The organism is Sphingobacterium sp. UBA5639, assembly GCF_002421245.1.
Lineage (GTDB): Bacteria > Bacteroidota > Bacteroidia > Sphingobacteriales > Sphingobacteriaceae > Sphingobacterium > Sphingobacterium multivorum.
Genome location: NZ_DIJR01000034.1, coordinates 63,268 through 87,294, shown reverse-complemented (window position 1 = coordinate 87,294; position 24,027 = coordinate 63,268). Strand labels below are relative to the sequence as shown.

Sequence of the window (24,027 nt, the reverse complement as noted above, 5' to 3'; positions counted from 1 at the left end):
ACGATACTGTTTTGACCACTGTTTATCTAGAAATCAAAACTCATAAGATCATGAAAAGAATATTTTTGACCCTAGCAATTGCATTTTCTATTGTTGCTGTCCAAAGTTGCGGCAATGCAAATAACGACAGCAAAAAAACAGCAGACAGTATCAACGAAACAAAAGCACCAGAAAACATAGACGATAATAATACGGCAACGACGCCTGTTGCTGTCAGTGAAGACGATGCAAAATTCGTTACTGAAGCAGCGAACGGTGGCATGGCTGAGGTAGAACTTGGAAAACTGGCAAAGGAAAAAGGCCAGCATCTGGATGTAAAAGCCTTCGGCGAAATGATGGTTAAAGATCATTCCAAAGCAAATGATGAACTTGCAACACTTGCACAAGCAAAAAATATCACGCTACCAGCCACCTTGGGTACAGATGAGCAAAATTTGAAGGATGAATTGTCCAAAAAGGCGCCCGGAGACTTCGATAAATCGTATATCGAAGATATGGTTAAAGATCATGAAAAGGATATCAAGCTGTTTGAGGACGCTAGTAAAAACCTCAAAGATACCGAGCTGAAAGCGTTTGTAGATAAAACTCTACCAACACTTAGAAACCACTTAGATCATGCTAAAAGTGTAAAAGATAAGTTGAAATAATAGCAAAACACAGGGGCTGGTATAGGATATTGGTCCCTGTCTTTTTTAATTACACCTCAACTGCCCCAGCGATACGAAATCCTTTCCTCGGGTATTATCGCGCTCCGATCTTTTTTTAACGAACTGTCTGCTTGCGTTTCTGACGCAATCGCCCCTATATTTGTCGTATTTCCACAGTATTTTCCTGGGAAATCGTAATGATATTTGTCATGTACATTTTAAATAAATTCGTTATGAACACACGTATCAAAACCAATACTATTTTTAAATCATTACTTTATATCATTATGATGATTACTGTTATGCAATCTTATGCCCAAATTAAACCCTCGGCTCAAGGTCTAGTACACCTTAAGGACAGCAAGGTATATTATGAAGTTTATGGTACTGGAAAACCGATTGTATTATTACACGGCGCTTTTATGACCATCAGCACAAACTGGAATCAGCTCATACCCGAACTGTCAAAAAACAGGAAAGTCATCGCCATTGAGTTGCAGGGCCATGGCCATTCACCCTATTCTGATAGAAAATTTGACCACGCCATACTTGCAGCTGATGTTGCCGAAGTGATGGATTATCTGAAAATTGAACATGCTGCAGTGCTTGGCTACAGCTTTGGAGGGGCAGTAGCCTACCAATTTGCCATTCAGTATCCGAAGCGCTTAGATGAATTAGTCATTATTTCTGCTACCTATAAAAGTAAGGGATGGATGCCGGAAATTAACAAAGCCTTCCAGAAAATGAAACCAGCACTATTTGAAAATAGTCCGATACAGCAAGCCTATGAAGCCGTTGCTCCCGACAAAACAAAGTGGACAAAATTTTTGGAACAGATGATCTCATTGGCACAGCAACCATATGATCTGGGAGACGCAAATATTGCCAAAATATCTTCACCTGTACTCTTGATTGCTGGAGACAACGACGGTCTAGACAAGATCGAGCTGGTAAAAACATATCAATTATTGGGCGGTGAAGTAGTTGGTGACTTTGGACAAATGCCGAAATCCCAATTAGCTATTATCCCAGGACAAAGCCACGTCAGCCTGATAGGCCAAACTGGAAGCATTTTAAGTTATCTGAATAGCTTTTTAAAATAAGTCCTGTAGAGGGAGAAGAACTTATGCATATTATTGAAGAAAACCATTCTGATTTTATTTAACTTAGTGTATAGATAATATAAAACCTAGATTAAACCTAATTGAAATCAATAGCGATTGTATATTCACCATGTATGAAACGTCAGCCAAACTTCCTCTGGATAATGCTGTCTATTTTACTATTAACATTTAACCAATTCGCTCAAGGAGCAATCTCAACAAATAAAAATAAACTGCTTCATACTGTTAAGGTTGTTTATTTTTATCCTGCTGACGCAAAACTGTCTTCCGATTGGAAAAATCGTCTCGACCGAACATTGAAGGACATCTCCTCCTATTACAAAACTGAGCTTGGAAATTCGGGGTTTAAAAGTGATGGTATCCCTTTTGAGGCAGACGATTCGGGTTATCGGTACCACTTGGTTCAAGGGTCGAAACCCTCAAATGATTATACAATAAATTCAGGGCGTGAAATAGAAAATGAAATCTTCGAGAAACTGACGCCTGCTATCAATCCAAATACCGAACATATCCTTATTATTACTGCCTTAAGCCATAAAGATGAAAATGGGACCTACGTCTTTCATTCGCCATACTATGGCAGGGGCTCTGCTTCCTCGGGCTTGTGCATGGTTGCCGACTGCGAATTGCTAGATCCGGCATTACTCACGGATGCAAGCACCAAAATAACTTTTACAGAGATGTTTGCCACAAATAAAGAATCTACTGTAGGAGAGTTCAACAGTTGGTACCTCGGTGGGATAGCACATGAAATGGGCCACCTATTTGGATTACCACACGATCATGGTTTTCCAAATGAGTTCAATCCAAACACGATTTCCTTAATGGGAGAACATGGTAGCAGGCACTACAAAGTCGAAAAATGGGGTGGTTTAAAATCAGCTAAATTTTCCAAAGCCTCAGTTTTTCAACTAAGTAGTCATCCCATATTTACACAGCGACCAAAACCTATCCTACAAAAAAACGAATTCCTATTACAATCATTTACGCTATTTCAAGCTGAAAATACGACAAAATTAAAGGTTCAGTACCGTGCAGGTACAGTACCATGTGGCGTTGTAGCACTGATCCGCCCTTATAATATCTCAGAGTATTTGAGCAACAGCTTTACCGCTGTAGTCAATCAGAGCAATTCTGTAGAAATTGATATTGCTCCTTTTGAAGGCAATATACCCTATGAAATAAGAATGCTATTTTTATTCGACAACGGATCAGTTAAAGAATACCGAAAAATGGTTAGCCATAGTAAAGAAGGAGATTTCCTAACCCTTAACAATTTTGGTCAGGCTACCGTCAATGACCTGATTAGAGTAGTAGAAAATGACAGCCTGGATAATCAAAAACAAGCCAAGTTGAGTGTCTTAAATCAATTGTTGCAGGACGACCACCCTATCAACCTTAGAACCATAAAAAAGGACAGTATCTTTCTTTCTGAGGCAGCATGGGAAGAAGCTTATGTAGGTTGGGAAAACCCAGCGAGAAATTATTACACAGCAGAATCTAATGCTTTATTTTTTCTAGAAAACAACGCTAAAGTATATCGCAAAGGATTATATGCCCATGCACCATCCCTGTATAAGTACAAGCTTGCAAAAAAGTGGCGACAATTAAAGATCATCGCAGCTTTACGCGACGGCTCACAAAAACCAGAAGGCATTCAATTTATCATTCGTGGTAATGGGAAAATCCTTTCTTCCCATAACGTCAAACCCAACGAACAGTATCTTTTTGATCTTGATATCACAGGTGTCGATCATCTTGAGCTTCTTACGCAAGATCAAAGCGGCAACAACTTTAATGCCTGGTCAATTTGGTGCAACCCATGTCTTATAAAATAAACAACGACGACCACTATTTATCAAGTTCGCAAAGGTATTTCCAGAAGGTTATATATTCCCGGAGCTGGCCAAACAATTTGATCTCACTGCTATATCTACCGATTGCGGCTGTTAGGCCTCATGAAAATTAGGATAAACAGGCTTTTCATCTGCTCCTGAATATAAGCCCTGAAATCATTTGATTTGCTAATGAATAGCGAATCAAATGATTTTCCCTATATTTAATCACCGTTATGCGACGAACATAATCGTTGACAGTTTGAAGGATAAAAAATGGTTAAACTACCTCAATCTTATTATACTAATACAAATACCATATTCCTGGCGGAAGATCTGTTAGGAAAAGTTCTCTATACGCAAAAAGATGGCCTGGTAACAGCGGGTAGAATTGTCGAGACCGAAGCTTACTTTGGCATTATGGATAAAGCATCCCATGCATTTAACGGAAAGAGAACATCGAGAACCGAGCCGATGTACAAGGAAGGTGGCGTCGCCTATGTATACCTCTGTTATGGTATTCACCATCTGTTGAATATTGTGACTTCTGGAGCAGACGATCCCCAATGCGTTCTAATTAGAGGGATTGAACCGTTGGTTGGCATTGACGTAATGGCATTGCGGAGACCTGTGCGGCCCGAAAAACCCTCCTTCTCCAACGGACCGGGATCTACGGCTAAAGCTTTGGGAATTGACGCCTCATTTAATGGCGTATTATTGACCGGTGATAGCATATGGATTGAAGATCAGGGAATAAAATACAGTTCAGCACAAATCGGAAAAGCAGCACGAATTGGTATCGCTTATGCTCAGGAGCACGCAGTCCTACCCCTGCGTTTTTTTGTAAAGGACAGTAGATACGCCAGGAACGGATAACATAACAATGCGGTTTATTACTGAACTTTTGGGTCAGCCTGCTGTTTTTTGATTATTTTCCGGAACAAGATAAATTCTAAGATGGTGCTGGCTAGATAAATAACGGAGAACAGAAGCAGCATTTTTAACGGGTCAAGAACCATATGATATTTATAAAATCCAACCAAAATATAAATAATCAGTAAGATCAGGCAAACAGCCGGTATTCCCGAAAATGTCAAAAACGATAATCCTTTATTACGGCGAATTTTTTCGATATGATTTAGAAAAAATAGTAAGGAACATAAAATCACCGCGAAAAGATAAATTGTTGAAAAACCCAAATTGACAATAATATCCAGAATAACGATGATTGTCTCGAGAAATCCCGTAGCAGCCGTATCCGTCTCTGCGATAACAAGTCGGTACAGTACAAATAGCGCGACACTTATCAATACATTAACCAACCAAAATCTGAATATAATTTTTCCCATATTACTTCGTATTTTACAATTGCTGTTGCTGATTTCTTGGTTTTATGAATAATATAACCGAGATAACGTTTTGTTTATGCATTGACAACTCCTTCAAGTAAGCTTACAAAGATATCAAGTTATTTTCTGGGACTGATACACGAATATAAAGTCAATCTCGGCGAATAGTAATTATTATGCCATCCAATAAGCCTAACAGCAGACAAAACGGAGCCAAAATCCACCCTGCTTATTTTTAACTTTTAATTAACCACCTGCTGAAATTCAGGGCTTAAAAAGAGCCCATTTTTGGAGACTGTACAGATCAAGCACAGATGAAGCACATGCTAAGCACAGATAAAGCATGGATATAGCACTGTTCGGGTACAAGGGGTTAGTGCCTTGAAAGTGCTTTAAACGCACTATGAAAGTATCTCTATCGTGGATAAAATGGTTGTTTTTTTCCCTCGGCAAGCATATACAATATTTAACTTAAAGAAAACATAGTCTCCATATCGTCGCCTAAATTCGAGGTCAATAGAGGTAATTTCACAAGCCTCTCCAACAAATCGTAATTTCAACTAAATTGGTATATTGCGCTGCAATATGGTGTAAATTTTAAATTATCCGAATCTATTGACTGAGTACCCTAAAGCAATTAAATTCAAATATCCATGGCGTAAATACCAATTACGGGTACTTGAAGAATTACAGGAGCATCTTAAAGATGGTCATTTACATGTGGTGGCACCTCCCGGCTCAGGTAAGACGGTCCTGGGGCTTGAAGTTGCTATACGCATCAATAAACCAACGCTAATTCTCGCACCTTCACGTGCAATCCGTAACCAATGGATACAACGGTTTTGTGAACTTTTTCTTCCATCGGACACCGTGCCTGACTGGATCTCTAGGGATATCCGAAATCCTAAATTTATCACTGTAGCGACTTATCAGGGAATGCATGCTGCCTGCAGTGATCAAGATCCAAAGGGAGCAGATTCAAACCTTGACTTTATCCTAAAAGGATTGAAATCCCAAAAAATTGGTACAATTGTCGTCGACGAAGCACACCATCTTAAAAATGAGTGGTGGCATACATTAATTAATATCAAGAAAAAGCTGAACCCGACGATCGTTGGCCTAACAGCGACTCCCCCTTACGATGTCTCTCCAACAGAATGGCAGCGCTATATGGACCTCAACGGCCCCATAGATGCGGAAATTTCGGTCCCCGAACTTGTCATTGAAGGTGATCTATGTCCGCATCAGGATTATATCTATTTCACCAATCCCAGCGAAAGGGAAAGACAGTTTATTGCCGATTACAGGGATAGTATGCTTAAGCTATTTAAGGAATTAGGCACGGACGAAATCGTACTTCAGGGGATCCAAAATCATCCGATATGGCTAAACCCGATGGATGATCTCGACTGGGTCTATAATAACTTGAAATATTACTCGGCATGCTTAATTTTTCTCCATGCCAACCAAATCCCAATTCCCGAGCTCCATATGGAAATCATCGGTGGCAAAGATTTTAAAATACCTCACCTGGATTATGAATGGCTCGAAATTCTACTTGAATTTTACCTACATCAGGAAAAAGTGCATTTCAATGCATTTGCAGAACATCGAAGCGCGCTGGAAAATAAATTACAACGACACGGTGCCATGGAAAGAAAACAGGTAAACTTTTCCCAAAATAGCCGTGTCCGACAATATTTAACATCCAGTATCAGTAAAATGGACGCTATTACCGCGATTGTGGATTTTGAATATGAAAAATTGGGGAAAGACCTGCGGCTGGTCGTCCTCTCGGATTTCATCCGAAAAGAATTCTATGTAAACACCGACCACAATACGCTTGAATTGAACAAAATAGGTGTCATCCCTATTTTCGAAAAATTAAGACGGGAAAATAAGAATAATAAGAAAATCGCTGTGCTTACAGGATCCATGATCATTATTCCGGCCAGTGCTTACTCAGCATTTCAAACTACTGCTGCTAGATATGGTATATTTGACAGCTCTACGAGCCCTGTTCCTTTTGATGCAAATTACCTTTTAATAAACCAGACGGAGGGTCTTAAACACGATATTGTTCACATTGTCACACAGCTATTCCAGGTTGGAGAAATTGAAGTCCTACTGGGGACCAAATCATTGCTAGGTGAAGGCTGGGATGCTCCGGCAATCAATGCGTTGATTTTAGCGAGTTTTGTCGGCTCATTTGTACTTTCCAATCAGATGCGCGGTCGGGCTATTAGAGCGCAACAGGGCAATAAGGATAAAACGGCAAATATCTGGCATTTGGTATGTGCTGACTCTACCTCGGCAACGGGTGGTGATGACCTTAAATTACTAAAACGACGGTTCAAAAGTTTTGTCGGCGTCTCGCTGCGACAAGAACCTGAAATTGAAAATGGTATAGGCCGTTTTGATCTACCTGAAAACATAAACAACGTTGGGGAAATTTCACGGAAAAATGCGGAAATGCTACTATTTGCTGCCAATCGGGTAAACCTCAGGCAGCGGTGGAATGATGCGCTTACCAAAGGAGTGAATCTCGTCGAGGAGATCAAGATACCTTTTGCGGAAGAACAAGATTATCAACGGGTAAAATCGTTGTATCTCAACAAAACAATTAGAAATGTACTGGCGACAGTGGGCGCTGCCTGGCTAAGTTTTGGACTTGACAACGTTCAAGGATTTTTTAGGGCATTAAAAAATATGCAAAGCCTAAAAGATTTTTATATTTACATCGCCAGCTTGAGTGCAGTAGGAATGCTGCTTTTCGGAAGAAATACGATCAAGTCACTCAGACTATATTTGAAATATCGCGATATTTCCAAAGATCTGAACCAAGTGAGTTCTGCGCTCTTAAATAGCTTGTTAAAAGCACATATCATACGGGCTGATCAAAACGAAGTGCGCGTGGAAACGCAAGTTGACCGCTCCGGTGCCGTTTATTGCCATTTAGAAGGGGGTACAACATTCGACAAATCCATATTTATCAATGCATTACAAGAGATTATTGCACCGATCAATAATCCGCGTTATGTGATTGTCAGGAAGAATAAATTTGCTTTTTTTGTCAAGCAGGAAGATTATCATGCTGTTCCGGAACTGCTGGCACGCAAAAAAGAATTCGCCGAATATTTTAGCAATCAGTGGGAAGCACATGTAGGGAATTGTGAATTAATTTTTACCCGAACAATTGCTGGTAGAAAATTGATCTTAAAAGCGCGGGTGAAATCATTGGCTGCGCAGCTGGATGAAAAAGTACTGCAGGTAAGCAAGTGGCGGTGAAGAAATAAGTTAAAAAAGAATTTCTCCCATTCTGCAGCCAGCCACTACCGCGGACTTTCAACTGTTTAAAGAAAGTTGAATGAACGCTGTCTAACTAATCGATCAGCGCTACAATTGCTGGATCTTCGGGATCTGTTTTTGGAGGAAAATGCTTGATAAGCCTGCCGTTTTCATCGATCAGATATTTCTGAAAATTCCACAGGACAGCAGAACTTTCTACGCCGTTCAAGCTTCTATTTGTTAACCACTGATAAATAGGCGCTTGCCGCTTTCCTTTAACATCAATCTTTGCTGCCATCGGAAAAGTTACGCCGTAATTCCGTTGACAAAAAGCAGCTATTTCGGCATCTTTACCAGGTTCTTGGTCTAAAAAATCATTTGATGGAAAACCTACAATGACCAACTTATCACTAAATCTTTTATACAAGCGTTCGAGTCCCTCGTACTGTGGTGTAAATCCACATTTAGAAGCGGTGTTTACAACAAGTATCTTTTTACCTTTAAACTGCGCAAAATCGATGGACGAGCCATCCAACCCCTTCACTTTAAAATCATATAGCGTAGCTGACTTCAAGGCCATATCTACTTTAACATTACCATTGGTGAATAAATAATAGGCTACACCTGCTGCGATTACCGCCACGATGAATAAAATTATAAAGAGCATTTTTTTTATTTTTTTTTGAAACATGACAATCTATAGCTACACGAAACCACCCCAACATCGTCTGAATTTAGGTCGATGAATACCCTTGGACCTAGGACCAAGGATGGTACATGACAACCTTGCCGACCAACGCTGTACAAGACAAAACGTATGCTGCGAAGTTTTATAAACGGTAAGCGCAACGTTCATCATAGATTAAAGTTACTAAAGAAAGTCTGAATTGAAAATGAAAAGTGCTTTTCTGATCGGATAATAAAACCCTATAAAAAACCGAATCTTCATAACGAAGATTCGGCCGCACTATTAAACTATATAAACCAATTGTGTTCGTTAAAAGTTGACTTATTGTGGGGAGGTTGGTCTATTTGGGTTCAGCGGTATCTGTCCCTTTAGCATCTTTCCACCGTCCATTGTGATCCGGAGATAGTAATCCGAAGAACAAGCAGTCCCATCTTCATCCATGGATTTAATCCCCAGCCCAACCGGAACATCCTGTTGGGTTGCAGCAGTCTTCGCGATCTGATTGGATTCGTTGTACTCATCAAACATAGACACATACATACTCTTGACACCGAGCGAAGTCAGATTATAGAATTGTCGCCACATAAAATCACCATGTTTTCTTTGCCCCTCCTGCAGTGAGCCCGGCAATACACAGGGCTGATAGTCTATGTTATTTAAATTACAAAACTGTAGATCAGCATTTTGGATATGCTGTGCATAATGATCCACGTCTGCAATGGTTCCGATACGTCCTACCATCCAAGGCGACAACATATCAAATGCTTTGTAAACGTCGATGTAGCCCTGCCTCGAATCTCCCCCTGCTTGTGCCAGCCTCCAATGTGTTGGCGTGCCGCCCATGACATAACAGCCTTGGTCGCGAAACCACTGGATCACATCCAGACAGACGGCCGCCGACCAGGGGTGGTTGTTGTCATTAAAACCAAATCCCCAAATACCGACCACAGGCTTGCCATTCTGTTTGGCATAGGCTGGAGACTGAGTATATTGTTTCATTAGATTTAGCCAATCATTTTTTATCTCAGCCTGCATATTAACCCAGGCCGACACATCATACATGATATAAAATTTGACACCGTGTTGCTCGGCGGCAGTTTTAACTTTAGCGGTAATGGCATTGCGAATGGGATCTTCTATCCCTGTGGGATCAAATCGCTGCAATGCCGCCGTGTGGATACCATAATCCTTCATCCATTTAACCTGGACATTGACTGTCTGATCGTCAAATGAAGAAAACAAAGACGCAGGTGAACCATTGCCCAACGCCGGTAAATTGCTGTTGTATTTTTTTTGGTATTCACTGTTGTCGGGCCAAGAAGGAATATGGAAATTACCCTGGGACGGCGTCTGTTGCCAGGCCTCGGTCCAGTGCCACCAATGTGTTCCCATGGGAGAATTGTCGCCAGCGCAGGAAAACCAGCCCTGGTATCCCACAGTAATCTGGCCAACAACATCGCCTGTCGCGGAAACTCCATTATTGCCATTTGCCTTTTTGGCCTCCTCTTTCGGGAGCGGTTGCTCCATCATCTTTTCGCTCTTCGAACAGGACGCCAGCAAAGTTGCCAACAAGAAGACCGCACATAATTTTGTTTGCTTTTTAATACTCATAATCAAGTGATTTTTTTTATAAATGGTTGAAACTGGTTTATACATATTGGTTTATTTCAATGCTGGTGCCCATACTGCTTCGCTGTTTTGAAAGGCCAAAATTTTATTGGGCTTATTCTCGAAATCAAAGTTATGAGGTACCATTAATGAACTATTAACAAGAAATTAATAGCTTCTATAAATCGGTATGAAACGAAAAATTATTTATAAATATATTGGTGGGCCTAAAGCAATTTTGCCGTATATTGAAAAGAAATATTACAGCAATTTATCTATAAAGAAGTATTGATCTAAGCGATCTGATGGGGTTTTCTTTCGAAAAAAGAAAACAATACGATCTAAATGCTGTATATTAAAGGAGCTCAATGGTCGGTTTTTTTGACTACAACTATTTATTCTTTAACAGAAGACCAAAAGTTCATTTGAGTAGTCGTTTTTTAACTCGAATAAATTAAACTAATATAAACACCAATCCGATTTTCTATGAAAATTACGTTAACATTAACCCTTATCATGTTTGTACAAGTCCTGTTTGGACAGAAGTCTTTAACGCCTCAATGGCAATCGGACACTACCCTAAGATCTCCAGAGTCCGTTTGGGTAGATGCCAAAAACAAAGTACTCTATGTTTCAAATACGATTGCCTTCGAACCTAACACAACGGCATTCATCAGTAAACTGGATATGGACGGAAAATTTATCAAAAAAGATTGGGTGACAGGATTAAATGCTGTTTTGGGCATAGGAATCTACAAAAACCGGCTCTATGCAGCGGAAGCATTCGCTAAATCGATTGCCGTCATCGATATAGATAAAGCAAGCATCGTTAAAAGAATTACCATCGATGGTGCTGAGCTGCTCAATGACATTACAGTTGACTCAAAGGGTATTGTTTATGTGAGTGATACGCGACTTGGAAAAGTATATCGCATTGAAAATGACGCCCCTATGCTATATGCCGAAAATCTCAAAGGTGCAAACGGACTGCTGGCTGTCGGCAAAGACTTGTATGTGTTATCGGATGGTGCTCTTGTTAAGATAGATCAGGATAAAAAAACCACTGTAATATCGAAAGGTATGGAAGGTGGATTGGACGGTGTCGTACAAATTAAACCCAACGAATTTGTAATTTCGGGCTGGCAAGGACTGATCTATCATGTCAAACCTGACGGCTCCAATACGGTATTGCTTGATACACGGGACAAGAAGATAAATGCTGCCGATATCGGTTACGACAAATCTTCGGGTATGCTTTATGTGCCTACCGTTAGGAGTAACAGCGTTCAGGCATACAAACTGGACTAAATGATTTAATGGATATACAAGTAGATGAAGCTTTCCACGTTTACCCCTTATACCAAGTCATTTAGAAAGGCTTTTTTGATTATTCCCTTTTTCGTTGTAATTGATGTGTTTTGCGAAATTGTACAACCTCGTCTAATGTCTATTATTGTCGATGACGGAATCTTGCATAAAGATATCAACTACATTTTGAAAATTGGATTGGCCATGATCGGGTTAGCCATCGTTGCCATCGTTGCCAATTTGTGCAACATCTATTACTCTGCACATGCATCTGTGGGTTTTGCGACGAATCTCCGGACTGCCCTGTTTCGAAAAATACAATCTTTTGCTTTTGCGGATACCGATTATTTCAGTTCGGCGTCGCTTACTACGCGGCTCACCAACGACACCAATATGATGCAGCAAGTCATGATGATGTGCTTGCGTATGCTCCTAAGGGCACCCCTTATGATGGTTTTTGCCATTATCTTTGCGGTTTCTATAAATAAGGATCTGTCGATCGTAATGGCCATTGCGTTGCCTATATTAGCCTTAAGCATTTTCATATTATTACGCAAAGGGCTCCCCTTTTTTATCAAGATGCAGCAGGCGGTCGATCGTGTCAATAGTGTTGTGCAGGAAAATCTACTCAATGTGCGGGTGGTAAAAGCTTTTGTCCGCCAGGATTTTGAGAAAAAGAAATTCGACAAAGTCAATTTCGACCTGATGGATGTTGCGACCAAAGCTTCAAGCATCGTTGTCCTTATTATGCCTGTTATGCAATTGGTGATGGGCTTGTCGCTTGTTGCCGTGACCTGGTTTGGCGGACAGAAAGTAATGACCGGAACGCTTGCGCTTGGTGGACTGATGTCCTTTCTAAGTTATATCACGCAGATCCTTATTTCTTTGATGTTGCTCTCATTGACTTTCATGATGATTTCAAGGGCAATCGCTTCGGGTGATAGAATTGAAGAAGTTTTAGAGAAACAGCCTTCCTTATCGGATACGGTGGAAGGTCTCCAAAACAGATACGCTATCACAGCAGGACGGATCGCCTTTCAGCAAGTCACTTTTCGGTACAACAAACAAAGTGCGAAACCCAACCTCGACAACATTAGCTTCGACGTGAAGCCTGCGAGTACCTTAGCTATCATAGGTGGCACAGGTTCCGGAAAGAGCACGTTGGTACAATTAATCCCACGACTGTATGATGTGTCTGAAGGTAGCGTGTTGGTCGATGGCATCGATGTCAGAAATTACCAACTACAGGAACTGCGCAGCGAGATTGCGATTGTCTTGCAGCAAAATCAACTTTTTTCAGGAACTATTTTAGAAAATCTCAAATGGGGAAATGAGCAGGCAACGGATGAGGATATTTATGCTGCTGCCAGGACTGCCTGTGCAGACGATTTTATACGCTCCTTCCCCGCCGGATATCACACGCTACTAGGACAAGGAGGCGTCAATGTTTCGGGAGGACAAAAACAACGCATATGTATTGCCAGGGCTTTATTGAAGAAACCTAAAATCTTAATTATGGACGACAGTACAAGTGCTGTGGACATCGACACCGACCGGAAAATACGTGAAGGTTTAAAAAATTATCTGCAGGATACCACACAATTGATTATTGCACAGCGTATTTCAAGCGTCATGCACGCCGACCAGATATTGGTCATGGAAGAAGGCCGCATTGTCGGTTCCGGATCACACGAGGTACTTCTGCAAACAAATACCATCTATCAGGAAATTTATCAGTCCCAACACCTGCAAAAAGAAGAAGCCTAATGAGTACCTCAAACAAATCCATCCCCGTGAGTTTACCCGGTCCCGGAAGTTCAAGACGCATTAAAAATGAAAAGCCTCAACAGGGATTTAGGGCTCTATGGCGATTGATGCGCTACCTGTCTTCGCAACGGCTGATGCTCCTGCTGATTTTAATTTCACTTTTGCTGGGAACTGCGGGAACACTAGCGGGCAACTACCTTTTACGGCCTGCAATCAACAATTATGTACTTAAAAAAGATATTGTTGGTCTAGGACATATCGCCCTCGTCATGATCGGAATTTATATCGCTACAGGAATTTTCAACATGTTGCAATACCGGCTGACCATAAAAGTTGCACAGAAAACGATTTCCAACCTCCGAAATGAGCTGTTCGACCGCATGCAGTACCTACCTTTGCAGTTTTACGATACCCATCAACATGGTGATCTGATGAGTCGCTTCACCAATGACATGGATACCGTAAGCGACGCCCTAAATAATAGCATTACACAGCTTTTAATCAGCTCAATTACCTTGCTGGGAACACTCGCGCTCATGGTATATATCAGCCCTATCCTATCTATTATTGCATTGATCATGATCCCACTGATGTTATATCTAGCGAAACTGATCATCAACAAAAGCAAGCGTTTTTTTGCCGCCAACCAAGCTGCACTCGGCAATGCCAATGGCTATGTAGAGGAAATGATCAGCGGACAAAAAGTGGTGAAGGTCTTCGGGCACGAAAACGCCGCCATCGAACAATTTGAACAGCTTAATCAAGTGCTCCGGGAAAAAGCAACAAAGGCACAGTTTTATTCTGGCATGATGATGCCTTTGATGGCGAATATGAGCACCATTAACTACGCGCTGACTACCATCGCAGGTGGTATTCTAGTGATCACACGTGGATTCGATTTAGGGGGATTAACTGCATTTTTACAGTATGCACGGCAATTTGGACGGCCTGTCAATGAGATTTCTAGCCAATACAATAGCCTACAGGCAGCGTTGGCGGGCGCAGAACGTATTTTTGCCGTTATTGACACGGCTCCTGAAAGTGAAACGGTCGATCCGCAGGCAATGCCGGCCCCGGTGCAGGGCCAAGTGACACTATCGCATGTAAATTTTGGTTATGTACCGGAAAAACAGGTTTTATTTGATATCGACATCGACGTAAAACCAGGTCAAAAGATCGCTTTTGTGGGTGAAACTGGTGCCGGTAAGTCGACAATTATCAATTTGCTGCCTCGCTTCTACCCTTTGCTATCCGGGGATATTCTGCTAGATAAGACATCGATTTTTAAGCTGGATCGCAATGAACTGCGTAAAAAACTATCTATTGTATTTCAGGACACCCATTTGTTTACCGATACGGTTATGGAAAACATCCGGTATGGCCGGCTCAGCGCAACAGATGATGAAGTGATAGCGGCAGCGAAGCTTGCCGCAGCGGATAGCTTTATCATGCAATTGCCACAAGGGTATAAAACCGAATTGACCAATGATGGAGCCAATCTGAGTCAGGGACAACGGCAGTTAATTAACATCGCCCGGGCAACTATTGCCAATACGCCAATCTTAATATTGGATGAAGCGACCAGCTCGATCGATACACGAACTGAAATCGCTATTCAGGAAGGTATTGACCGGTTAATGCAAAACAAAACAAGCTTCGTCATTGCCCATAGACTCTCGACCATCAAGAATGCCGACGTCATCTGTCTGATCGAAAAAGGGAGAATCGCCGAGTTCGGTTCGCATACAGAATTGCTAAAGCAAAAAGGTAAATACTATCGTTTGTATATGGGACAGTTCGACTGATCATCCCGAAGCTTTAACACCCTGCTTATTTCGTGAATACTGTATTTATTTCTTGGCAGAAGATCTTTTTTGAAAAGTACGGCGGCTTGCAAAATGCGAGATCATCGATTTTCTGAAAGATGGCTACAACACTCTGACATTTGGATACATCTGCCGTCAACTTTACACAGAACTTTGTCTCAAGAAAAAAAAGATTATGAAAGTATTTATAACTGGAGCTTCGGGCTTCATAGGTTCAGCAGTTGTTCAAGAAATGATCGATGCGGGACATCAAGTATCTGGTTTAGCACGCTCAGAAAAATCAGCAGAAATAATCACCAATTTAGGTGCTCAGGTAATCCGTGGCGATCTTGTTTAAAACAAAAACCAAACTTTCGCCCCTGGAATTTCGAGCGGGCTTTCACTAAGTTAGTGAAAGCTAACCGTGACCATCGAATGGCCGTTGGATTCAGTAAAACGGTCCATCTAGGTATGGACATTATAATTTTAGGGGCGGAGATCAAAAAATAAACAGCAGACCAAGCAATAGCTATTATCCGGTCTGCTGTTTGAAACAACAAAGATTATTTTCCTTTTTGATCTTTAATTGTATCTTTAATCGCTTTAGTTTCTTCGGCGGTCTTTTCACTTATTTGATCTTTATACTTATCAAATTCATTTGAGACCTTATCAGCCACATGGCCTGCTGTTTCGCTAATCGAGGATGACACATGATCATACTCTTCTTTCACTTTATCGGCTACTTCTTCGAATGTGTGTTTTGCCTGTTCATTGAGGTCTCTTGTTTTTTCCTTGATTTTTTTCCGCGTTTTTTTTCCACTATTCGGTGCCACTAATAGACCGACCAATGTACCAACTGCTGCTCCCGCCACCATTGCGAGAAGTAATCCCGTTGAATTATTTTTTCCATTGCACATCTTTAAATTCTTTAGACAATCGTAATTAAGCATATATTTCAAAATGATTATGTTGTTAAACTTCTACAAGACCAAACAAAAAAAGCAAAAGATTAGTTTGTCATATTTTAAATAGTGTACAACTAGATTACAGCATCACATGAATCGAAAAGCGCTAAAGATGATCGTTCGGGAACGGCCCGGATCAAATAGATCTACTGGATTCGATTTTTTAGTTCTGACCCCAATTCAGTGTTAATTTTCTTTTGTTTGAAGTATTGAAAAATGACCGCAATAATAAAAAGCACAAAGAGGACAAGAAGGGTCTGTCCAATAATTGGATCATTTATATCCTTTGCCAGGGATGTCCGACCGGAACTCTGGTAAAGGTCTCATTAACAGTAGGCACCAGCGACAAGAAGAAACTAAATGACCATAGAAAATTCTCAAAATACTGAGACTTCGTACTACTTTTCTTCGTTGCGTGCAGCCAATAGGCTACCGTGACAAGAACCAAGATGAAGAGTGAAAAAACATGTCCAGCATTGAAGCCGCCCTGTTTCGAAATTCCTAATGCCGTAAGAGAAGTGATGGCTGTCGCATAAAAATATAACTTCCCCGATAATACTGTAAGATTGATCTTACCATAGCTGATAAATCCTAATACAGCGCCTAAAAGTGCTGTAAGACCAATAACTGTGTGGAAAACTCCTAAACCTGATAAATTCATTTTTTCTATTTTTAACGTTGATAATTTCAAATAAATGTTCCTGTAATGTAAGGTCGTTGTCACGCTTTCACGGTACAGTCCATGGAATAACTACCCTTTAATGAAACACTACAAAGTTGCAATAGAATAAGGAAAATGGTTTTTTGATTTCGTTCAAAGATTTGATGTTTTAGTTCAAAAAACAGGACTACAATCTTATTGGAGAAAACTTGGTCCCCTCGATCAAAATGGAATACTATATACAAGTCACCATTGATTTTTAGTTGCTTTTAAGCTGTCGACGATAATTTGTTGGCGATATGTGGTATTTGTCACTAAAACTCTTTGTAAATGTTGCGAGGTCGTTAAATCCACAGTTAAAGGCAATTTCGGAAACACGCTGATCGGAAACTAAAAGGAGCTCTGCCGCCTTTTCGAGCTTCTTATTTTTGATATAACTGGCAGGTGTATCCTGATATAATTTGGCAAACTCTCTTTTAAATGAAGAAACACTCAGATTATTCTGTTCCGCAAGCTGCTCAATGGTCAATTGGGAAAAGAGATTGGCTTCAATGATCTGTTTAAAAGAATAGGTACTTGAAGAAAAAAGCTGTGATAATATCACCCGTATGACCGACGCGTTTCTCGTTTGGGACAGGAGCAATATAATTTCTTTTAATTTGAGCACCAGTATATCTTCATTGATCAATGAAGGATTTTCAAAATAAAACAGCAAGCCTTCCACATATTTCTGGATCAGAAAATTATTGTCAATTTTTTCTTTTGATTGGTTTGAAATGGTATTTTCGGGTTCAAGCAGCAACGAGGGCAACTCTCTATCGTAAACTTTCTTCAAGGTATCTGGATAAAAAGTGACGATTAACAGCTGACAATCACGCGTTGGATTCACATCGTGGATTCGTTTTCCAGAATTAATACAATTCAGCAATAAGGAATAATGCTTCGCAATAGTTAGCTCTTCGTCATTTGCCTGGTATTGCATCTCCCCTTCCAGCACATAGAGGAAGCAAGCCTGTTCCGCTACTGGAAATTCAAACGTAAATGGTGCCTTCAATGCAATTTTTTGCATCATCGGTCTTCCAAATAGCTCATATTTTTTGTAATCATTTACCATTGCCGCTCAATTTCTCAAATTTAACGATTGAGTTCCGTATAATTAAAATGACAGTTGTGCAATCGAGTCTTATTTTTTAAAATTCCGTTAAAATAGATTCTTCCAATCGATGTATTTTAAATTCGTTAAACACCTGTTAATATTAGTCTAAATTTACGTCTATTTTAACACCAAGATCTTTGCTGCTTGCCTTTAAAACATGATCTACCCAAACACATAACATAGACTGTTTTCCAGGTTTGTTTTGATCCCAGTCTTCTTTCCAGACAATGTCTATTGTTTTCCCGTGATAGGCTAAGTTTCCGAGGTAAAAATAATCCATTTTGCCAGCAGGTATCAGCGGCTGAACCTGAAAGCTGTTGTAATGGGATGCCTTAAATCCAATGAGATCTGCTATGATCATGTCTGGATAGGTTGAATGAAAATAATCATTCTGCCCGCCAAATTGCTGACCATCACTTGGTATATACCATTCACCGATATTTGGGTGGGCATAACCGTGGAGCCGTGTAAGCTTCATAATTTGTTCGTACAGGGTCTCTTTGTCCTGCGCAGTGATTTGATTTTTATAATTTCTTAAATAGTTGCTGTATGCTTTATAGACGACTGAGTTTTGAAAAGGCCATCCTCTGCCGTTCCAGGCATAAGCCTGCTCATTATAATAGGGATGTTGTCTTTCGGCCGTGGTCATTCCTTTATGGTTATTGAAACCTTTTTCGGAAGTAAACATCGCCCAAGCTACCTCATACTTTTTATTATCCTCACGCGGTATCATATTGAAATACCACGGGGTATAACCAATGGATTCCCGCACCCGCGCTTCGTAATCCCGTACACCATAGGCATTGTCTCCGGCTGTCAAGGTATAAAAAAAACCATCATCTGCATTCCAAAGTGTCCTGAGAAATTTCCGCTGTATTTCCTGGCTTCTGAATTTATAGTAATCTGCTTTCGCCTTATTCTTAATCGAAGGATGATGTTGCTCTTCCTGTCTATAGAGATTGTACAATGCGTTGGTATTCCCAAAGGAATAGCTTCCAACGGATGGGCGCACCAGATAAAAATCAGGATAACCTTTGGTAAAGGCCAATGGAAAGTCTTTCGCCGCAGTCGTATTTGCAGCCTTTTCTGTCGTCCCCCAACCTAAATAAAGATCCCTCCATGTACTATCGGTATAAATAGCATAGGGCCCTTTACTCTCAATCAAGCCAAGCACCGCCGAAAGGCTGAATTCCATACCATCGTACAGATCCAGAATTTTGTACATGCCGTTGGTCTTCGCATCGGGATTTTTCACAGTGAATAGGCTATCCAAAAGGTGCTGATGGTTCTCCATTGCGGGAAGCATCTTTTGCGTCCAGGCCTGATCGGGATGAATTTTTAAAAATGATTCAATACCATCGACCATCCAGCTGGAAAAATGAACACTTTCGGGCCTGCTCAAATGGGTCAAAAAATTACCGTTTTCCCGTTGATTTAATTTGGAAGCTGATCCAAGCATAAAATATTCGGCATAAGATCGAAGGTATTTTGGATCACGAAGCCAACGTACATCGTAAAACTGATGCGCTGTTGGGCAGGTAATCGCTCCACTCAAGGATCCCCAGGCGGGATACCCGAAAAATTCTGTTATAACCCAATATTTCTTTGAATCATGTGGATCGTAATAATCCCGAAGGTGCTTGCTGATCATCCACCAACGATAATTATACACGCGATTTAGGGTATCATTGGAACTCTCAAAATACGGAATATTATTGACCAAAAAGTCTTTGTTGTTGGATTCGTCAAAAGCTCCGTCCGATTTTGGCCGGTGCTCGAAAGCATTAAACTCCTTTATATTATCTGTTAGATTATTTTTCGCCACTTCCTTTAAACGATCAAGTTCAAGCTGATATATCGACTCCTGCTTCCCAGAAAATCCCCGGTTACTCGAACAGGAAAAAAGAGCACCTAGAACCAAAAAGGCTGTGCTGCTTAAAACAATAGAATTTAAAAAAACGGAACGATGTTGTCTTTTCATATGGTTGTATGGAATAGAACTGGAACAAAGACCTAATCAACAGAATTTTTATGACAATTAAGCATGGTGGAACAAATCGACGTAAAATTGATACAATGTATGATATTGCAACAACCGTATTTATATAAAACTCAAATATTCCCATTTTCACATAAAAAAGTATCTTTTTCATATTCTTTCTACTGCTGTTCTAAGCTACATTTGTTCCATAAGTAAACTTGACTCAAGAGAAGTAATTGCCGAAATGAATGGAGATGCCTATCTCATCATTTTAAATTTCTGAATTGATTCGATAAGAATACTGTAAAAAGAATCCTACAATACTACACTGAAAAACATTTTGTGGAACGACGCTGTCGTTCCACATTTTTAATTTATTAAACCGGTCTTTACCCCACCTTCTACGGCAGCCACTTTAACTTGCTCGCCGGCTTTTTCATGCTTAGTCTCCGGTAGGTCCTTCCGTTGTCATTTTAATTTTATGGATTGTACCATCTGGACGGTAATTTAGGGTGTCTATGCATATCGAACGGCTAAAACTGCCTCCATCTGGATTAATTCCCCCATTATGGTAAATGAAATACCATTGGTTTTTAAAAGGGACAATTGCTTGATGGTTCGTATTGCTGTTGCCTGCTATTTCATTCAGAATTCCTTTATAGATATAGGGACCTTCGATCTTATCGGCCATGGCATAAGCGATCTTCTCCGGAAATTCCGTGGCATAACTCAAATAGTATTTTCCATTGCGCTTGTGAACCCATGGTGCTTCCGTAAAAGCTAGTCCTTCAAAATTCACCTGTTTTATTTCGCCATCAATCTCAACCATATTTTCTTTGAGCTTTGCATAGTAACACTCGCGGTTGCCCCAGAAAATCCAGGCTTGACCATCATCATCAATAAAAACAGCTGGATCGATACAGGCCCAGGAATGGGAAGAAGCAAAACAGTCTTTGTTGGTCAATAAGGGTTTTCCCAATGCATCGCTAAAGGGACCTTCGGGTCTGTCTGCTACAGCGACACCTATTCCGGACCAATTGGAACTGATGTACCAGTAATATTTTCCATTACGTTCGGTAACATGTCCCGCAAATGCATCGCCGCTTTTTGCCCAGGTAAAATCACTTATGCGCAAAGACACGGGATATTCCGTCCAATTTTTTAAATCCGTTGTAGAATAAACGATCCAGTCTTTCATCTTATAGCCTTTCTGACCTCCTGCAAAGTCATGACCTGCATACAACCAAAGTGTATCCCCCTTAACTAATGCTGCCGGATCGGCCGTAAAATGATGCTTAATAATCGGATTTCCCTTTGCGGTAAAATGATACCGGTCATCCGCAGCCACAGGAGCTAGCAATTCACCAGGTGCACCGCCCCATTTATTGTTCAGAAGACGAGACTCTTCCTTGCTGATTGAAATCACACTTCCATGTCGCGGATTAAAATTCTTATGAAAAGGTTCAGGTTTTGAAGAGAAATTAAAGAGATCATCTGTGCGCTGAAATTCGTATCTTCCATTCGCATACAAATCGTACATCAAGATATAATCGTTTGTTCCATTCAACTTAAAAAGGCTAGATCCTTCGACAACAACAGACGTGTCTGCGTAGGCATCGAGATACCGAAAGTCTTCTCTCCATGGTCCTTTTAAGGATTTACTTGTCGCCTGCTGAATTCCATTTTTTACTTCTTTTCCGGCACCATCTTTTGTATTACCCTTAAAGAAAAAATGATATAGCCCATCTTTATAGACAATGTCGCCATCAATACCGCCAAATTTTGGACTGAACAATAAAGTAGGTTCCTTTTCAAAGCCACTAAAATCTTTATTCGCATAGGCCCCGTAAAAATCAAGTTTATCATTCTCATGCGATTTCACCGTAAAATACACCAGGTATTTTTTTTCAGCCGGATCGTAGATCGTCTGTGGTGCCCATACCCATTTTACGTTCTTAAATTTTTTAGGGTATAACTTTGCCAGGTCAACAGTATTGTGTTTCCAGTCCGTCAGATTATCAGATCGCATCAAAATAATACCCGGATTACTTCCCCACCCATTCTTTATCGTAAACATATCAGTTGCGACCATATAAAATGACTTTTTGTCCTCTCCCCTAAGGATGTGCGGATCACGAATCCCTCCCGTTTGGGATATATCCGCCGATGACAAAATAGGTTTATTGTTATTTAATGCAACCCAGTTTTGCGCATCCTGACTGACTGCAAATCGCAATTGCTCTTGTGTATTTTTATCCCCCGAACCTTCAAAATATGCAAAAAGATAACCCGCCGCCTTATCTGCATTGTATATTTTTTGCGCTATGACATTGGTAAAACTCATTAATGCAATACTCAATACCCCTATTTGTTTTAGTTTCATGTTTGATCAATTTTTAGGTTTTTCTAAATGCTCATTTGCCAAGTAAACCTTCTTTATTACACCTTAACAATGGATTATTTAATGCACAAATTCCAAATTATCTTGATCGAAGGGATATTCAACACAAATTTAAATTTGCTCAAAAACACTTTTCCACGAAGCTGTAGAAGAATACGATACGAGGTTTACTTTTATTAATGTCAAATATACATTTATTATTTAAATAGGCGATATTTTTATGGTAAGTACCGTTTAAAACGGGACATTTTCCAGAGGTAAAAGTCTTGAATCCAAGATTGCTGCAGTACGATGCCCTATAATCTTCATATACGCTGGATTTTGTTCAAATGAAAAAAAATCGGACACACTTCGCTGTTTGATCAGCAGACAAATATCCCACTGCTCCTGATCGGGGCCTATCAGAAACTGGTCACCATGCCCAACAAAAAGTAGCTCACCGCCGCTTTCTTCCACAAAAGGTTTGGCTAGCTTTATATAATTCATGAAAGCATCGTATCCCGAAATTTCTTTGATTGGCGCAATCTCCGGAAAATTAGTATAGTCCGCGATTTTCCTCAACTGAATTAAATTGAGATTGACAATGGGGCCTTGGATATTTTTCAATGCCAGATTCCTTCCGGCTTCATAACTCGGATACAAATACGTCTTTCTTGCCATATCAATAGATACTTGTTGTTTCACTCACTTTACTCTTCAACTCAGTTGCAGCATGATGTACGACTCTTTTATAATCAATGATTTTGTCGTTTTCAAATGGAATAATAACTGCATTTTCAAACAGGAAATTTCCCTCGCCCAATTGGTTCCAATCCGCCTGTAAATTTTTATTGTCAAATTGCCCCATGTTTAACATAAATCTGATTCTGTTGGAAAGAGCCGTTAAATTCAGGCTATCTGCGATATATGTTTTATTTTCGGCCCTATTGTAAATTGTTAACACTCCCATCAATGGTTTACTGTCCAAGAATTCGGCTTTCAATTGCTTTTTATCTATTTTGTTCATGTGTTTTTAAATTAAAATTATAAATCTCCGCCCAATGACTTCAATTGCGCAGCAAAAATAAGGAGATCTGTTACGGCCATTCCGTCCAATAGCTTATTGGCGATGTGCTCAGCTGTAACAGTCGCCTCCTTTAAAATTCGATCACCAGCCGCCGTAAGCTTCACATAACTGACCCGGGCATCTCTATCATTGTGCTCTTTTACAACAAGCCCCATCTTTTCCATGGGGGAAATAATCCGTGTAATTCCTGAGGCTGTTAAACCGGTACTTTCAGCCAGATCAATTCGCCGTAGCCGGTTACCGGGAACCTGGCTTAAAATATGTAGGATCATAAAGTCTGTCAGACTTAGTCCATGCAAGCTCAACCCATCAAACTTTTTGGTGATGACAGATTGAACTTTTACAATGTTCAGAATCGTATTAATCGCGTTCATAATA

At 40.4% G+C, this 24,027-nt stretch carries 20 protein-coding genes; 9 read left to right on the top strand and 11 right to left on the bottom strand.

Annotated features, from left to right (window positions below):
- Positions 1–50: 50 nt before the first annotated feature.
- From B4Z90_RS21740 to B4Z90_RS21725, 4 genes are all read left to right on the top strand, one after another.
- On the top strand, positions 51–647 hold the full coding sequence (locus tag B4Z90_RS21740) for a DUF4142 domain-containing protein (RefSeq protein ID WP_115048142.1): 597 nt from the start codon (positions 51–53) through the stop codon (positions 645–647).
- A 233-nt stretch (positions 648–880) separates the two neighbouring features.
- A complete protein-coding gene (locus B4Z90_RS21735) occupies positions 881–1,750 on the top strand; it encodes an alpha/beta fold hydrolase (protein ID WP_115049522.1) in 870 nt (289 codons plus the stop codon).
- Between the two features lie 134 nt (positions 1,751–1,884).
- Positions 1,885–3,609 carry an NPCBM/NEW2 domain-containing protein gene (locus B4Z90_RS21730; RefSeq protein ID WP_115048140.1) on the top strand — a complete coding sequence of 575 codons (1,725 nt, stop codon included), beginning with the start codon at positions 1,885–1,887 and terminating at the stop codon, positions 3,607–3,609.
- A 273-nt stretch (positions 3,610–3,882) separates the two neighbouring features.
- Entirely contained in the window at positions 3,883–4,482 is a 600-nt protein-coding gene (locus tag B4Z90_RS21725; protein WP_115048138.1) for a DNA-3-methyladenine glycosylase, read from the top strand.
- A 17-nt stretch (positions 4,483–4,499) separates the two neighbouring features.
- On the opposite strand, the gene B4Z90_RS21720 is transcribed toward B4Z90_RS21725, so the two are convergent.
- Positions 4,500–4,955, bottom strand: a complete 456-nt coding sequence (locus B4Z90_RS21720) for a hypothetical protein (protein ID WP_115048137.1) — start codon at positions 4,953–4,955, stop codon at positions 4,500–4,502.
- Positions 4,956–5,570: 615 nt separating this feature from the next.
- Between B4Z90_RS21720 and B4Z90_RS21715 the strand changes: the two genes are divergently transcribed.
- On the top strand, positions 5,571–8,243 hold the full coding sequence (locus B4Z90_RS21715; RefSeq protein ID WP_115048135.1) for a DEAD/DEAH box helicase family protein: 2,673 nt from the start codon (positions 5,571–5,573) through the stop codon (positions 8,241–8,243).
- 94 nt (positions 8,244–8,337) lie between these two features.
- On the opposite strand, the gene B4Z90_RS21710 is transcribed toward B4Z90_RS21715, so the two are convergent.
- On the bottom strand, positions 8,338–8,910 hold the full coding sequence (locus B4Z90_RS21710; protein ID WP_115049519.1) for a glutathione peroxidase: 573 nt from the start codon (positions 8,908–8,910) through the stop codon (positions 8,338–8,340).
- Positions 8,911–9,252: 342 nt separating this feature from the next.
- Positions 9,253–10,542 carry a glycoside hydrolase family 71/99-like protein gene (locus B4Z90_RS21705; RefSeq protein WP_115049517.1) on the bottom strand — a complete coding sequence of 430 codons (1,290 nt, stop codon included), beginning with the start codon at positions 10,540–10,542 and terminating at the stop codon, positions 9,253–9,255.
- Positions 10,543–11,025: 483 nt separating this feature from the next.
- Here B4Z90_RS21705 and B4Z90_RS21700 point away from each other — a divergent pair, with 483 nt between their 5' ends.
- The 4 genes from B4Z90_RS21700 (at position 11,026) to B4Z90_RS21685 (ending at position 15,777) form a co-directional block, all read left to right on the top strand.
- Positions 11,026–11,847 (top strand): ATP/GTP-binding protein, encoded by an 822-nt coding sequence (locus B4Z90_RS21700; protein WP_147282022.1) that lies wholly within the window; start codon positions 11,026–11,028, stop codon positions 11,845–11,847.
- A 24-nt stretch (positions 11,848–11,871) separates the two neighbouring features.
- Complete coding sequence (locus B4Z90_RS21695; protein ID WP_115048130.1) at positions 11,872–13,614, top strand: ABC transporter ATP-binding protein; 1,743 nt, start codon at positions 11,872–11,874, stop codon at positions 13,612–13,614.
- A complete protein-coding gene (locus B4Z90_RS21690) occupies positions 13,614–15,419 on the top strand; it encodes an ABC transporter ATP-binding protein (RefSeq protein ID WP_115048128.1) in 1,806 nt (601 codons plus the stop codon). Before B4Z90_RS21695 ends, B4Z90_RS21690 begins: the two co-directional genes overlap by 1 nt.
- Positions 15,420–15,615: 196 nt before the next feature.
- Positions 15,616–15,777 carry an NAD-dependent epimerase/dehydratase family protein gene (locus B4Z90_RS21685; protein ID WP_115048126.1) on the top strand — a complete coding sequence of 54 codons (162 nt, stop codon included), beginning with the start codon at positions 15,616–15,618 and terminating at the stop codon, positions 15,775–15,777.
- A 205-nt stretch (positions 15,778–15,982) separates the two neighbouring features.
- Here B4Z90_RS21685 and B4Z90_RS21680 read toward each other — a convergent pair whose 3' ends face one another.
- The 8 genes from B4Z90_RS21680 to B4Z90_RS21645 form a co-directional block, all read right to left on the bottom strand.
- Entirely contained in the window at positions 15,983–16,336 is a 354-nt protein-coding gene (locus B4Z90_RS21680; protein ID WP_115048125.1) for a YtxH domain-containing protein, read from the bottom strand.
- Between the two features lie 325 nt (positions 16,337–16,661).
- Entirely contained in the window at positions 16,662–17,045 is a 384-nt protein-coding gene (locus B4Z90_RS21675; RefSeq protein ID WP_201303512.1) for a hypothetical protein, read from the bottom strand.
- A gap of 259 nt (positions 17,046–17,304) precedes the next feature.
- Positions 17,305–18,159, bottom strand: a complete 855-nt coding sequence (locus B4Z90_RS21670) for an AraC family transcriptional regulator (protein WP_115048122.1) — start codon at positions 18,157–18,159, stop codon at positions 17,305–17,307.
- A 142-nt stretch (positions 18,160–18,301) separates the two neighbouring features.
- Complete coding sequence (locus B4Z90_RS21665; protein ID WP_115048120.1) at positions 18,302–20,182, bottom strand: MGH1-like glycoside hydrolase domain-containing protein; 1,881 nt, start codon at positions 20,180–20,182, stop codon at positions 18,302–18,304.
- A 442-nt stretch (positions 20,183–20,624) separates the two neighbouring features.
- A complete protein-coding gene (locus tag B4Z90_RS21660) occupies positions 20,625–22,565 on the bottom strand; it encodes a family 43 glycosylhydrolase (protein WP_115048118.1) in 1,941 nt (646 codons plus the stop codon).
- 252 nt (positions 22,566–22,817) lie between these two features.
- Positions 22,818–23,243 carry a DUF1330 domain-containing protein gene (locus B4Z90_RS21655; protein WP_070568634.1) on the bottom strand — a complete coding sequence of 142 codons (426 nt, stop codon included), beginning with the start codon at positions 23,241–23,243 and terminating at the stop codon, positions 22,818–22,820.
- 1 nt (position 23,244) lies between these two features.
- Positions 23,245–23,589 (bottom strand): GIY-YIG nuclease family protein, encoded by a 345-nt coding sequence (locus tag B4Z90_RS21650; RefSeq protein WP_115048116.1) that lies wholly within the window; start codon positions 23,587–23,589, stop codon positions 23,245–23,247.
- 17 nt (positions 23,590–23,606) lie between these two features.
- Entirely contained in the window at positions 23,607–24,023 is a 417-nt protein-coding gene (locus B4Z90_RS21645; RefSeq protein ID WP_115048114.1) for a MarR family winged helix-turn-helix transcriptional regulator, read from the bottom strand.
- Positions 24,024–24,027: the final 4 nt, after the last annotated feature.

Excerpts from the sequence above, each read along its gene's own strand:
- B4Z90_RS21710 (WP_115049519.1), bottom strand. The coding sequence starts at position 8,910 with ATGCTCTTTATAATTTTATTCATCGTGGCGGTAATCGCAGCAGGTGTA.
- B4Z90_RS21680 (WP_115048125.1), bottom strand. The coding sequence starts at position 16,336 with ATGTGCAATGGAAAAAATAATTCAACGGGATTACTTCTCGCAATGGTG.
- B4Z90_RS21685 (WP_115048126.1), top strand. The coding sequence starts at position 15,616 with ATGAAAGTATTTATAACTGGAGCTTCGGGCTTCATAGGTTCAGCAGTT.
- B4Z90_RS21675 (WP_201303512.1), bottom strand. The coding sequence starts at position 17,045 with ATGAATTTATCAGGTTTAGGAGTTTTCCACACAGTTATTGGTCTTACA.
- B4Z90_RS21725 (WP_115048138.1), top strand. The coding sequence starts at position 3,883 with ATGGTTAAACTACCTCAATCTTATTATACTAATACAAATACCATATTC.
- B4Z90_RS21690 (WP_115048128.1), top strand. The coding sequence starts at position 13,614 with ATGAGTACCTCAAACAAATCCATCCCCGTGAGTTTACCCGGTCCCGGA.
- B4Z90_RS21740 (WP_115048142.1), top strand. The coding sequence starts at position 51 with ATGAAAAGAATATTTTTGACCCTAGCAATTGCATTTTCTATTGTTGCT.
- B4Z90_RS21645 (WP_115048114.1), bottom strand. The coding sequence starts at position 24,023 with ATGAACGCGATTAATACGATTCTGAACATTGTAAAAGTTCAATCTGTC.
- B4Z90_RS21670 (WP_115048122.1), bottom strand. The coding sequence starts at position 18,159 with ATGGTAAATGATTACAAAAAATATGAGCTATTTGGAAGACCGATGATG.
- B4Z90_RS21700 (WP_147282022.1), top strand. The coding sequence starts at position 11,026 with ATGAAAATTACGTTAACATTAACCCTTATCATGTTTGTACAAGTCCTG.
- B4Z90_RS21650 (WP_115048116.1), bottom strand. The coding sequence starts at position 23,589 with ATGAACAAAATAGATAAAAAGCAATTGAAAGCCGAATTCTTGGACAGT.
- B4Z90_RS21720 (WP_115048137.1), bottom strand. The coding sequence starts at position 4,955 with ATGGGAAAAATTATATTCAGATTTTGGTTGGTTAATGTATTGATAAGT.
- B4Z90_RS21695 (WP_115048130.1), top strand. The coding sequence starts at position 11,872 with ATGAAGCTTTCCACGTTTACCCCTTATACCAAGTCATTTAGAAAGGCT.
- B4Z90_RS21730 (WP_115048140.1), top strand. The coding sequence starts at position 1,885 with ATGAAACGTCAGCCAAACTTCCTCTGGATAATGCTGTCTATTTTACTA.
- B4Z90_RS21655 (WP_070568634.1), bottom strand. The coding sequence starts at position 23,243 with ATGGCAAGAAAGACGTATTTGTATCCGAGTTATGAAGCCGGAAGGAAT.
- B4Z90_RS21660 (WP_115048118.1), bottom strand. The coding sequence starts at position 22,565 with ATGAAACTAAAACAAATAGGGGTATTGAGTATTGCATTAATGAGTTTT.
- B4Z90_RS21705 (WP_115049517.1), bottom strand. The coding sequence starts at position 10,542 with ATGAGTATTAAAAAGCAAACAAAATTATGTGCGGTCTTCTTGTTGGCA.
- B4Z90_RS21735 (WP_115049522.1), top strand. The coding sequence starts at position 881 with ATGAACACACGTATCAAAACCAATACTATTTTTAAATCATTACTTTAT.
- B4Z90_RS21665 (WP_115048120.1), bottom strand. The coding sequence starts at position 20,182 with ATGAAAAGACAACATCGTTCCGTTTTTTTAAATTCTATTGTTTTAAGC.